The sequence below is a fragment of the Arthrobacter sp. R4 genome (assembly GCF_051365025.1).
GTDB lineage: Bacteria > Actinomycetota > Actinomycetes > Actinomycetales > Micrococcaceae > Arthrobacter.
Window position 1 is genome coordinate 76,309 of record NZ_JBLWIJ010000008.1, and the last position, 12,426, is coordinate 88,734.

General features: G+C 63.6%; 12 protein-coding genes. 9 read left to right on the plus strand and 3 right to left on the minus strand.

All coding sequences use genetic code 11. The annotated features are described in order from the left end of the window. Positions 1–2 precede the first annotated feature (2 nt). Both ACLKOZ_RS04290 and ACLKOZ_RS04295 read left to right on the plus strand, forming a co-directional pair. Positions 3–917 carry a LysR family transcriptional regulator gene (locus tag ACLKOZ_RS04290; protein WP_337345343.1) on the plus strand — a complete coding sequence of 305 codons (915 nt, stop codon included), beginning with the start codon at positions 3–5 and terminating at the stop codon, positions 915–917. Between the two features lie 244 nt (positions 918–1,161). Next, positions 1,162–1,560, plus strand: coding sequence for an MFS transporter (locus ACLKOZ_RS04295; protein WP_436473071.1), 399 nt, complete (start codon positions 1,162–1,164; stop codon positions 1,558–1,560). A gap of 381 nt (positions 1,561–1,941) precedes the next feature. On the opposite strand, the gene ACLKOZ_RS04300 is transcribed toward ACLKOZ_RS04295, so the two are convergent. After that, entirely contained in the window at positions 1,942–2,694 is a 753-nt protein-coding gene (locus ACLKOZ_RS04300; protein ID WP_436473073.1) for an amidohydrolase family protein, read from the minus strand. Between the two features lie 534 nt (positions 2,695–3,228). Between ACLKOZ_RS04300 and betA the strand changes: the two genes are divergently transcribed. From betA to ACLKOZ_RS04330, 6 genes are all read left to right on the plus strand, one after another. Next, entirely contained in the window at positions 3,229–4,956 is a 1,728-nt protein-coding gene (gene betA / locus ACLKOZ_RS04305) for a choline dehydrogenase (protein ID WP_436473075.1), read from the plus strand. A gap of 31 nt (positions 4,957–4,987) precedes the next feature. Then, positions 4,988–6,541: an aldehyde dehydrogenase family protein gene (locus ACLKOZ_RS04310; RefSeq protein ID WP_436473077.1), complete on the plus strand. Its 1,554-nt coding sequence runs from the start codon at positions 4,988–4,990 to the stop codon at positions 6,539–6,541. A 120-nt stretch (positions 6,542–6,661) separates the two neighbouring features. Next, a complete protein-coding gene (locus ACLKOZ_RS04315; RefSeq protein WP_436473079.1) occupies positions 6,662–8,260 on the plus strand; it encodes an APC family permease in 1,599 nt (532 codons plus the stop codon). Between the two features lie 134 nt (positions 8,261–8,394). Then, positions 8,395–9,213 (plus strand): HAD family hydrolase, encoded by an 819-nt coding sequence (locus ACLKOZ_RS04320; RefSeq protein WP_436473081.1) that lies wholly within the window; start codon positions 8,395–8,397, stop codon positions 9,211–9,213. 96 nt (positions 9,214–9,309) lie between these two features. After that, complete coding sequence (locus ACLKOZ_RS04325; protein WP_337345358.1) at positions 9,310–9,555, plus strand: hypothetical protein; 246 nt, start codon at positions 9,310–9,312, stop codon at positions 9,553–9,555. A gap of 64 nt (positions 9,556–9,619) precedes the next feature. After that, positions 9,620–10,363, plus strand: a complete 744-nt coding sequence (locus tag ACLKOZ_RS04330; RefSeq protein ID WP_436473501.1) for a glycerophosphodiester phosphodiesterase — start codon at positions 9,620–9,622, stop codon at positions 10,361–10,363. Positions 10,364–10,402: 39 nt separating this feature from the next. On the opposite strand, the gene ACLKOZ_RS04335 is transcribed toward ACLKOZ_RS04330, so the two are convergent. After that, the gene (locus ACLKOZ_RS04335; protein ID WP_337345359.1) at positions 10,403–10,825 is read right to left on the minus strand and encodes a hypothetical protein; all 423 of its coding nucleotides are present in this window, start codon (positions 10,823–10,825) and stop codon (positions 10,403–10,405) included. 130 nt (positions 10,826–10,955) lie between these two features. Here ACLKOZ_RS04335 and ACLKOZ_RS04340 point away from each other — a divergent pair, with 130 nt between their 5' ends. Continuing rightward, positions 10,956–11,186 carry a DUF6480 family protein gene (locus tag ACLKOZ_RS04340; protein ID WP_436473084.1) on the plus strand — a complete coding sequence of 77 codons (231 nt, stop codon included), beginning with the start codon at positions 10,956–10,958 and terminating at the stop codon, positions 11,184–11,186. A 44-nt stretch (positions 11,187–11,230) separates the two neighbouring features. On the opposite strand, the gene ACLKOZ_RS04345 is transcribed toward ACLKOZ_RS04340, so the two are convergent. Next, positions 11,231–12,295, minus strand: coding sequence for an EAL domain-containing protein (locus ACLKOZ_RS04345; protein WP_436473086.1), 1,065 nt, complete (start codon positions 12,293–12,295; stop codon positions 11,231–11,233). Positions 12,296–12,426: the final 131 nt, after the last annotated feature.

Sequence of the window (12,426 nt, forward strand, 5' to 3'; positions counted from 1 at the left end):
CTGTGTTGAACATTCGAAGGCTGGAATTGCTGTTGGATGTGGTTGAGCTTGGATCGATCACCGCTGCTGCAGAAAAGCATGTGTACTCACCGTCGGGAGTCTCGCAGCAGCTACGGCGTCTGGAAACTGAAATCGGGCAGCCGCTTCTTCAACGGCAGACCCGTGGCATGGTCCCCACCGATGCCGGGCACGTTCTGGCTGCGCACACCCGCCGTATCCTGCGCCAGATGGCCGCCGCAGAGGCGGATCTGGCAGAAATCGCCGGACTCCACCGGGGCAGCCTCACCATGGGGACGTTCCCCACCCTGGGCGGATCCTTTCTCCCGCTCGTGATCAGCAGGTTCAAGAAGGAATACCCGGCCATCGAACTGCACGTCCGAAGCAGCCGCTTCGAGGACTTAGTTGAAATGCTGGAAAACGGCCAAGTTGGAATGTCTCTTCTCTGGGACTACGAATGGAACCGGATTGACCCTGGCGACTTTGCGCTCACGACTGTCTTCGAAGACGCAACCGCACTCATAGTCGGAAAGGACCACCGGCTGGCGCGCCGTAAGCAGGTGGACATGGCAGATTTGGCCGCAGAAGAATGGATCGTTCGCGGTGACGCGCATCCTGTGGTTGAAGTACTGCAACGAAGCGCAAGCGCGGCAGGGTTCACTCCACGGATCGCTTTCCAAGCCAACGACTACCAGGAGGCCCAGGCCATGGTCAGTGTTGGCCTGGGCATCGCGCTTGCTCCGCGAACCGCAGTGGTGAATAAGCATCCCGGTGTCAGCATCGTTTCACTGGGTTCGAGTGCACCGTCTCGAAGGGTGCTCCTCGCTCACCGCCACGACAGGGTACGTGCTGCCGCGGAAATGGCCTTCCAAGCGACGCTCCTGCAGGTAGCCAAAGATACGACAGCGGACTTTCGCTGATGGACTGCCTTCGAGAAGCCCAGCGCCGGCAGTGAGGCACTTCGTGTCGGTATCGCTTCTGTTGGCATCGGCTGACCTGGCAGCACCAATGGGGGAGGGGTGAGCGAAAGCAAGTCGATCCGTTGGTTATGGATGCTGATTGGATCCGCGGTGCTTTGCCAGATCGCTCTCAATCTGGCAAGGCCGCTCATCTCTTACAAGGTGTTTCCTGCTCTCGGCCGCCCCATCTCTTTTGCTTGTTGGTGTGGCCAGCGCGGTTCTGGGCATAGGGCACCTGTGCTTCACGATTGCCGGTCAGTCCGCCATCGCACGATTTGTTCCGCTCAGCAGGATGGATGCAGCCTTCGGCTGGTTCACCGCGGCATTCTCCCTAGGCCAGCTCGTCGGTCCGCTGGTTGCAGGTCTGGCCATGGGAGCTGCAGGAAACGCTCCAGCCGACACCCGGCTCATGGACGCCAACGCCGCATTGATACTCGCCGGGGCAATAGCGGTCCTGGCCATCCCGGTCGCTTTCGGGGCATCAACGAAGCAACGTGCCAACGCTCCAAAAACAGAAGCAGCTCCAGTGAAGGCCCCGGCCTCGAAGTCTTGGCGACCCTGCCGTGGCTGTTCGGGAATCCTGTCCTGGCGGCGATCCTCTTAGCCATCATTGGATTCTTCCTCGGTCTCGGACAACCGATCACGATGACGCTCATTACCCAGGCGGTTCCTCCTGACGCACGCGGCGCCGCACTGGCGCTGAGGCTCCTCGCAAACCGCCTCGGACAGGTTGCCTTGCCGATAGGGGCAGGGTTGCTGGCAGCTCCAGCCGGACCGGGGGGAGCCTTATGGATGTCATCAGCAGTTCTCTGCGTTGCATCCATAAGATGGCCAAGGAAGCACTGAGCTGCCACCCATCAGAAAAGCTACCTTGGCCGCGGTCGGACTAGGGTTACTCCTCCAAGGACAGGGTGACGCTGTTGGCGCCCGGGCGGAGGTCGGCTGTTGAGCTCAACGACGGGCAAACCAACCGCAAGGTTGGGGGCTACGCAGTCAAACCGTAAAAGCGTGCCGCGTTGTCGTAAAGGGCGAGGCTCGTGCCGTCCGCAAGAATGTCCGCAACGAGTTCCAGGTCGTCCCGATGGAAGGGCACTGGAGCCCGGGTGCTGGGGAGATCAGTTCCAAACATCAACGCCTCGGGGTTCTCTTGGTGGATCTCCCGAATAGTCGAAGTCACGTCCAGTTGGACCCGGCCGAAGCCTGTGGCCTTCACGCGTACGCCACGGGACACGAGTCGGAGCAGGATATCGCGATGCGTCGAAGTCATTCCCAAGTGGTCGATGCTCACCTTCGGAAGTGCTGTAATGACCGGTTCCAAGTCAACGAGGTCATGCGCGTCGAGGTAGAACTCGACGTGCATCCCTGCAACATCCCATGCTCGTCGCCCAAGTGAGGAGACACTTTCAATTTCTGCGGAGCCGCCACGGTAGAGATTGAACCGAACGCCGCGGACTCCCGCTTCAGCAAGACGAAGAAGTTCCTCATCGCTTGTCGTCTCGGCAATGTTGGCAACGCCCACGAACATCGGGCCGAGTGTTGCAAGTGCGTCGGTCAGGTAGTTCTGGTCGAAAGCCTGGAATGAACCCGAAACCACGGCACCGCCCGTAACTCCCAGATCTGAAACGGCGCGCAGATAGTCCGTCGCCGTGAACTCGGGCGGCAGGTATCCGTTGTTTCGCACGAGCGGAAAGCGGGAATCGATGATGTGGAAATGGCTGTCGAAGATCTGTCGAGTCACTGTGGTTGCCTCGCTAAGTGGATTGTGCGCCTCCAACCCTCATTCTGTCAGGTTGAGTTCGGGGTTCGCCGCAGAGAAGCCAATACATGGCACCCGCTTCGTCAGGGTGGGGTGCGCCTGAGTTGGCATCCCAAGGCGGCCGGGGGCGTTGGATTAGTAACCGAACGGCAGGGTGCATGGGCGATGTTACGCCCACGTAAATTTTGAACACTTGTCCAGTCGGGCTATTGAACACTTGTTCAAGGTGCACTATTCTGCATGAGTATGACCTACACCACACCAAGCGGACATGAGGGGGCGTCAACGCCGACCTCCCTTCGCGGCCCAAGGAAAATCCGGCGCGGCTGCAGTTCCAAGGCCACGTCGGCAACCTCCGCATCCGGCTAGGTAAATACCCTGCCGGCGCCGTGCGCCAGCAATTCCAAAGATCCAACAAAGAGTTTTCCCGGGCACCAAGAGGCATTGCCCGCTTCCGGAAGAAGGACGACCGCCCTCAGCGGCTGGTCGGCACCAGGTAGAAGGAGAGTTTGCAGCATGACCAAAACCCACTACGACTACGTCATCGTCGGAGGCGGAAGCGCAGGTTCCGTGCTCGCCAACCGGCTCAGCGAGGGCGGCCACAACAGCGTCCTGGTTCTTGAGGCCGGACGGAGCGACTACCCCTGGGACCTTTTCATCCAGATGCCCGCCGCACTGACTTTCCCCAGCGGCAACCCGCTGTACGACTGGCGCTACCAGTCGGATCCTGAGCCGTACATGGGCGGCCGCCGTGTGGCCCATGCCCGCGGCAAGGTCCTGGGCGGCTCCAGCTCCATCAACGGCATGATCTTCCAGCGCGGCAATCCCCTCGACTACGAGCGCTGGGGTGCCGACGCCGGCATGGAAACCTGGGACTTCGCCCACTGCCTTCCGTACTTCAACAAGATGGAAAATGCCCTGGCCGCGGATCCGAACGACGAACTCCGTGGACACGACGGCCCGCTGGTCCTGGAACGCGGCCCGGCCACCAACCCGCTCTTCCAGGCGTTCTTCAAAGCCGCCCAGGAAGCCGGCTACCCCCTCACCGACGACGTTAACGGCTACCGTCAGGAAGGCTTCGCGGCCTTTGACCGTAACGTCCACAAGGGCCAGCGCCTGTCAGCTTCAAGGGCGCACATCCGTCCCAACTCCAGCCGGCCAAACCTCACAGTGCTGACCAGGGCGATGGTCACCAAGGTCAACTTCAAGGGCACCACTGCCACGGGCGTCACGTACCGCCGCAACGGCAAGCTGCACACGGTCAACGCCGGTGAAGTGATTCTGTCCGGCGGCGCCATCAACACTCCCCAGCTGCTCCAGCTCTCCGGTGTGGGCGATGCCGAGCACCTCAAATCGCTGGGCATCAAATCCGTGGTGAACCTGCCCGGCGTCGGCGAGAACCTGCAGGACCACCTGGAGGTCTACATCCAGCACGCCTGCACGCAGCCTGTGTCCATGCAGCCGGCCCTGGATGTTTGGCGCATGCCGTGGATCGGGCTGCAGTGGCTCTTCGGCCGCAAGGGCCCGGCAGCCACCAACCACTTCGAAGGCGGGGGATTCGTCCGCTCCAACGAGGACGTGGCCTACCCCAACCTCATGTTCCACTTCCTGCCTGTCGCCGTCCGTTATGACGGCCAGAAGGCAGACGCCAAGCACGGCTACCAGGTGCACATCGGCCCGATGTACTCGGACGCCCGCGGCAGCCTCAAGATAAAGTCCACGGACCCGACAGTCCACCCGTCGATGGTCTTCAACTACCTCTCCACCGAGCAGGACCGCCGCGAATGGGTGGAAGCCGTCAGGATCTCCCGCGACATCCTGGGCCAGCAGGCCATGGGCCCGTTCAACGGCGGCGAGCTGTCTCCCGGCCGCAGCGTGCAGACGGATGCTGAAATCCTGGACTGGGTGGCCAGGGACGCAGAAACCGCCCTGCACCCCTCCTGCACCGCCAAGATGGGCCCGGAATCCGACCCAATGGCAGTGGTCAACCCGCTGGACATGTCCGTCCACGGCACCAAGGGCCTGCGCGCCGTCGACGCCTCCGCCATGCCCTATGTGACGAACGGGAACATCTACGCCCCGGTGATGATGCTGGCCGAAAGGGCCTCCGACCTCATCCTCGGCAAGGCGCCGCTGGCCGCGCAGCACACGGAGTTCTACCGCCACGGGATCACTCCCCTTGAAAAGGACGGCACAGAGCGTAACGCCGCTGATACTGCAGCTGCCCCCGCGGCTGGGGCCTAGGCATGATTGATGGAATGGAAAAGGAGAAACCATGACCGCCACCGTTGAACAAATCCATCACGCCGGGAAAGGGCAGGACCCCATTAAGGGCCTGTACATTGACGGCTCATGGCACCAGGCATCCGACGGCGGGACAACAGTTGTGCGCTGTCCGGCGGACGGACATGAGGTAACGGTTGTAGCCTCGTCGACCGTCGAGGACGCTGAGCGGGCAATCGCGAGTGCACGGGCAGCGTTCGACGGCGGTGCGTGGCGCCGGTTGACGGATATCGAACGCGGCGAGGTGCTGCTTCGCATCGCCGGGCTGCTTGAGCGGGACAAGGCGGCTTACGCCCGGGCCGAGGCGCTGGATACGGGCAAGCGCCTCGTCGAGGCCGAATACGACATTGACGACATAGCCGCATGCTTCCGCTACTACGGAAAGATAGCGGGCCTCGATGCCGGCAGGGTCATCGATACGGGCCGGCCGAATGCCATCAGCCGCGTAGTCTACGAACCGCTCGGCGTCTGTTCCCTCATCGCACCATGGAACTACCCGCTCCTCCAGGCCGCCTGGAAAGTGGCACCGGCACTTGTCGCGGGAAACTCCTTTGTGCTCAAGCCCAGCGAGCTCACGCCGTCCACCTCCATCCTGCTCATGGAAACACTGGCAGAGGCCGGGGTTCCCGCCGGAGTCGCGAACCTGGTCACGGGATCCGGGTCGAGGGTGGGTCCCGTGCTGAGTTCGGACCCGCGCGTGGATCTCGTCTCCCTGACCGGAAGCCTTGCTACGGGCCAGACCATCATGGCGGCCGCCGCGGAGACCGTGAAGCGCGTCGCCTTCGAGCTCGGCGGGAAGAACCCCAACGTCGTCTTCGCGGACGCGGACTGGGACGCCGCCGTCGACAACGCCCTGACAGCCGTTTTCCTGCACTCCGGCCAGGTCTGCTCGGCCGGGGCGCGGCTTGTCGTCGAGGAGATCATTGCGGAGCGCTTCGTTGCCGAGGTGGTTGAACGGGCGAAAAAGATCCGGATGGGCGGGCCGTTTGATCCCGACGCAGAAACGGGCCCGCTGATTTCCGCCAAGCACCGCGAACAGGTTCACGCCTACGTCCAGGCCGGCATCGCGGAGGGCGCCGAGCTGTTGTGCGGCGGCTACATCCCCGACAACGGGGCGCTCGCGGACGGATTCTTCTACCCGCCCACCGTGCTCGGTAACTGCCGCTCGGGTATGAGCGTGCTGCGGGAGGAATCATTCGGCCCGGTGCTGACCGTCGAGACGTTCCGGACCGAAGCCGAGGCCGTTGCCATAGCCAACGACACGGAGTACGGCCTGGCGGGAGCGGTCTGGACATCGGACGCATCGAAAGCGCAGCGCGTTGCGGGCGCCCTCCGGCACGGAACAGTATGGATCAATGACTACCACCCGTACGTCCCGCAGGCGGAGTGGGGCGGATTCGGCAAGTCCGGCATTGGCCGTGAACTTGGCAGCGCGGGCCTCAACGAATACCGCGAGGCAAAACATATCTGGCAGAACATCCAGCCCGCACCCAGCGGCTGGTTCGGTTCATCTTCGGACGGAACGGGGGCGGTTCCGGCCGAATAGGCAACGGCAATGGGGGAACGGCCGGGCGCTGCCGAGCGCAGTGCCCGGCCCTGATATAAACCCGCGTCCAATGGCGGCCGCGGGTCATCACCATCGTGCTTTTCTCACTTAGGAGCTCGGATGTTAGAACCCACAAAGCGTGCAGACGCAAGTGGCATGGACGAATTCGGCTATGCCCAGACCCTGGACCGCAGCATCGGTAAGTTCGCCAGCTTCGCGGCAGGAGTCAGCTACATCTCCATCCTCACCGGCGTATTCCAACTTTTTTACTTTGGCTTTTCCATGGCCGGCCCCGCCTACGCGTGGTCCTGGCCCCTCGTTTTCGCCGGCCAGCTGATGGTAGCCCTCTGCTTCGCTGAGCTGGCAGGCCGCTACCCGGTGGCCGGCTCGGTGTACAACTGGGCCAAGCGGCTCTCGTCAGGGACGTTCGCCTGGCTGGCCGGCTGGCTGCTGCTCATCTCCTCGATCGTGGCGCTCGGGGCCGTGGCCCTTGCACTGCAGCTCACCCTGCCCCAGATCTGGTCCGGTTTCCAGATCATCGGCGACGGCACGGGCACCTACGATTTCGCCCTCAACGGCGTGCTGCTCGCCAGCATCATGATCTCCATCTCCACCATGATTAACGCCTTCGGCGTGAAGCTGATGACCAAAATTAACAGCATAGGCGTCTTCGTGGAGCTCGCTGCTGCCGTGCTCCTCATCCTGGCCCTTGCCTGGCATGTGGTGCGGGGGCCGGAAGTCCTTTTCAGCACCGCAGGCTACGGCATGGACCACGACCTTGGCTTCTTCGGGGTGTTCCTCATCGGCGCCATGGCCTCTGGTTACGTCATGTACGGCTTTGACACCGCCAGTTCCCTCGGCGAGGAAACAAAGGACCCGAAAAAGACAGCCCCCAAGGCCATCCTGCGTGCAATCACGGCGTCCTTCGTCCTGGGCGGCCTGATTCTCCTTGGCGGACTCCTGGCCGCCCCCGACCTCAACGACCCCAAGCTGGGCGCTGCCGACGGCGGCCTGCAGTACATCGTGCTCTCCGTGTTGGGAGGCCCCTTCGGTAAGGCGTTCCTGGTGTGCATCGTCGTGGCAGTGATCGTCTGTACCCTGGCCGTTCACGCCGCCGCCATCCGCATGATGTTCGCTATGGCCAGGGACAACAACCTGCCCTTTAGCGGCCAGCTCAGCAAGGTGCATCCAGAGCGGAAGACGCCCACGGTGGCGGCCATCGTCATCGGACTCATCGCCATCATTCCCCTGATCGTCAACGTCTCCCAGCCCGCGATCTTCACCATCCTTTCGAGCATCAGCATTGTCCTGATCTACCTGTCCTACCTGCTGGTCACCGTCCCGATGCTCCGCAAGCGGTTCCAGAAGAAGTGGCCGCTCGCGGACGACGACACCGAACCGGGCTTCAGCCTGGGCAAGTGGGGGCTGCCTGTGAACATTGTGGCGGTGCTTTGGGGCGGCGCCATGACCGTGAACCTGATCTGGCCCCGCCCGGAAATCTACAACTCAGTGCCCCCGTTTGAGTGGTACCTGCAGTGGGGCGGCGTCCTGTTTGTCGGTGCCGTCGCCGGCGGCGGCGCCCTGCTCTATCGGCTCAAGATCAGGCATCAGACCGGTGTGCTTGCCGCGCATGCGGCGCCCGCCGCAGAACGTTCGTCGCGGGGTCCGGCCCAAACAGAGCCTCCGACGGCCACCGAACTGGTGTCCGTTCCTGACTGAGCAGGACGCCGGGAAGAGCCGGCAGCCATGGAAGGGTATCCCTTCGCCAAGCTCCACGGTGAAGGGGTACCCCTCCGGTAACCGGCTTCAAAGAGGAGGACGAGCGGTCCAAGCAAGCCACGTAGACTGGCAGGATGCGGCTGGTAGCAAGTGACATTGACGGAACCATTCTTGGACACGACGGAAAGATCAGCGACCGCACCGTCCGTGCCTTCCACGCCTGCCGGAAAGCCGGCGTCGAACTTGTCTTTGTCACCGGCCGTCCGCCGCGCTGGCTGCACCCCCTCGAAGAACAGCTGGGCCACACCGGCACCGTGATCTGCTCCAACGGCGCCGTGGTGTGGGACCTGGAGGATAACCGGCTGGTCTCCGCCCGGGCCCTCAGCATCGAATCGGTCCTGGAGATCCGCCGGATCATCAAGGAACTGCGGCCCACTGCACTCTTCGCAGCGGAAACCCTGACCGGCTTCCACCTCGAGCCCGGGTTCATCGAGAACGGATCCAGCGAACTGCTCGCCGAGTTCACGCCGGCACCGCTTGCTGACACGCTCACCCCGGACGACCGCGTCATCAAATTCCTGGCCATCGTCCGCGAAGGCACTCCGGACAGCTTCCTCGCCGAGGTGAAACCCGCCATCCAGCACTTGGCCGCCGCCACACACTCCTCACCAGGGGTCTCCATGCTGGAGCTGTCCCTGCCGGGTGTCAACAAAGCCGTCACGCTGGCCGAATACGCCAAATCCCTGGGCATCGACGCCGCCGACGTGGTGGCCTTCGGCGACATGCCCAACGACATCGAGATGCTCCGCTGGGCCGGCCACGGCTACGCGATGGCCAGCGGCCACCCGGAGGCCATCCTTGCCGCTGGCCAGCAGGCGCCCCATTTCGACGACGACGGCGTGGCCCAGATTCTTGAGGCCCGGCTCACCTCGCTTGGGGTAAAACTTCCCTAGCTTGACGCCCTTTTTCACAGCTGGCGCTCACCTGCCGTTTACCTTGCCGCCCTAGCGTAGGAAGTGGACAACCGATCCACGGCTCAAGGGGACATCATGGCAAGGAACGTCAAGCACGATGCGGCCGAAGCGCCGCTGCGTCCGGCGGTACCGGCAGCCCATTGGAAAAAGCTCAAGCAGGGCGACCGTGTCCTGGTCCGCCTCGCGCCCGGCTTCGAAAGCGGCGGCCTCGTGGATGCCATCACGTGGGACCACACCGCCATTTGGGTGGACCTCGATGGCGGCCGCGGGCGCATGCTGCTGCACTGCAGCGATGGCGTGGAGGTTGTCCCGCAGGAGTAGCCGGTACGCTCGCATTGTGACTGCATCCTCGCCGTTCCTGCACAACGCCGGACGTCCGGTGGCCATGGCCCACCGCGGCTACTCGCGCGAAGGCCTGGAGAACTCCATGGCCGCGTTCCGCGCCGCCGTCGACCTCGGCTTTACCTACCTGGAAACGGATGTGCACACAACGTCCGACGGCGTGCTGGTGCTGTTCCACGACGAGACACTGGACCGGGTGACGGACGCCGTCGGCCGGATCTGTGAGCTCACCGCCGTCGAGGTGGCTGCGGCCCGGATCGGTGGCCACGAACCAGTGCCGCTGTTCGACGAACTGGTGGCTGCCCTTCCCGGGGTCAGGCTGAACCTGGACGTCAAGGACTGGAATTCGGTGCGAAGCCTCGCCGCCGGCATCGAGCGGCACAGCCTCCATGACCGTGTGCTGGTGGCCAGCTTCTCGGACCGACGACGTCGGGCGGTGCTGAAGCTGCTCAGCCGCCCCGTTGCGTCGTCGGCCGGGATTGCCACGAACACTCTCTTTTTCCTGTTGCGGCCCCTGCCCGCGGCCTGGGTTCGGCTGCTGCTCCGGGCCCCACTGAAGGACGTCCAGGCGCTGCAGGTCCCGGTCAGCTATGGCGGGTTCAGGGTGGTCACCCGCGGTTACGTCCGGCGCGCACACGCCCTGGGCCTGATGGTGCATGTGTGGACCATCAATGACCCCGCCGAAATGCGAAGGTTGCTGGACCTTGGCGTGGACGGCCTCGTGACCGACCGGGCGGACCTCCTCAAGCAGGTGCTGCTGGAACGCGGGGAGTGGACGGAAACCTGAGCCCGGGAACCCGAAACGTCCCAGTCGCTTGTCAGACGGTCAGCTGCGGCCCAAATCCCTGGAAGGGTCCTGGTCGCCCTCGCCCGGATCGGCACGCAAGGAGTCAGGGTCGCCGTCCGGCAGGCCCGCCGGACCCGGAACATCGCGGGGGACACCGCCGGCGTCGTCAGCGGACTGGCCAGCACCTTCCGCTGCGCCATCGCCTGAGGGGCCAGGAGCAGTGTCCGGCTCCGCCGGATGGGAAGAAACCGGTCCTGTCGCCGTGCCGGGTTTGAGTCCGGGCGCCTTTTCCTTCTCCGCCTCCATCGCGTTGGATCCTTCACTGATGGACGAATGGACCTCGACGTCGCTGTTGGGATCCGTGGGCTCCGGAACCCGGGTGTTCTCCGTGGGCGATGAGGTCCCCGCCAGATCTTCCATCGCGTTTTCTGCTGCCTTGCCGATGCTGTCGCCGATGCCCATGTCAGTGCTCCTTCTGCTCGGGGGGACGGCCTGTTCTGCCATCCCGGAACCCTTCCAGAATTATCAGCATGCTTACAATTAGTCCAGAGCTGAGGGAGAGTCCGCAGCCATCCAGGAAGGAACCAGCACCATGAGCAGCTACCATCCGGAAAACGATCCCGCCAACCCGGACCGGCCAGGCACGGAAATGGCCGACGCCGGCACAGATCAGGCGCGCCCAGCAAAGGACTCTGCAGGAACGGCCAATCCCGATCCGCAGGAGGGAAACATCACCGGCCTCGAACCGGGCGGCGGCGTCCCGCCGGGGGAGACCCCTCCGGCCGAGGACCAGATGAGCGGGGACCAGGGGCACAGCGAGTAGGCGGCCGCCGTTGCCCTAAGGCCTCAGGGCAATGCGGCTCGCACTCAGTGCTTGTCGGCTGTCCCTGGTGAGCCGTGGGCAACGTTCTCCGCCTCGGAGAGCTGCCTGATCAGGCCGTCCGGGTCCTTGGCAGTGTTCCAGGCCGCCCAGTCCTGGGGCCGGACCGACGGCCGGCCCAGCAGGTAGCCCTGGCCGGCGCTGACGCCAAGATCCGTCAGCACCTGCAGTTCCTCGCGGGTCTCCACGCCTTCGGCCACCAGCACTGTGCCGATCTGCTCGGCGAAGTCCACCATGCAGGCCGCCAGCGCCTGCTGGGTTGAATCGCTGTCCACGCCGCTGATGATGTCGCGTCCAAGTTTGATGAAATCGGGGCGCAGGTGAACCATCCGGCTCAGCGCGCCGGCTCCGGAGTGCGAATCGTCGATGGCAATGCGGAGGCCGCGCTCACGCAGCGGGGTAATTGCGGCAATGAAATGCGGGTATTCGTCATCCGGAATTCCCTCGGTCAATTCGAGCACAATCCGACTCACTGGCAGTTCGATGTGGTCGAACAATTCGGGCAGCCGCGGGTCAATGCAGGACGTCGGTGAGACATTCAGGGAAACGTAGAGGTGTGGGGGGAGATTTGCGGCGGCGGCCGCAGCGGAACCCAGCGCGGAGAATTCCAGGTTCGCCCCCAGCCCCACGGACGCGGCCTCGGCAAACCACAGCTCGGCGCCTGCGCCGTCGTCGCTGACGAACCGCGAGAGTGCCTCCACGCCAACAACGCCCTTGCTCGCCAGGCCGTAGATGGGCTGGAAAGCGGTCATCAACATCTGGTTCTCCAGCAAGGCGCTGATCCTTGAGAGGCTGCGGATGGTATCCAGGCGTTCGAGCAACTGCGGGGGCATGGCGTCGCGGGGGAACGGCACTCGGGCGGTGTCCGGGGTTCCGCTGCCCAAGCTGTCCTGTTGCCGGCTTTCCAACAGATGCTCCAGAAGGGCCCTTTCGGGTACTCCCGGATTCTCATCAAGACGGTCGCTAAGACGCTGACGCGTGGCTGCCTGGGCAGGATCCGAACCTGCCAGCACAGCAGCAATTACTCCCCAAGCCTGTACTCGAACCGACATTAACTACGCCCCCAGTTGACGAAGTAATGACCCGTTGGCCCCGTAATTGTTCAATTTCCAGATACCTTCGGAATCAGCCACTTCTGATTATGTCCGATCTCCCATGCAGTGTAATTCTGACACCGCATCAT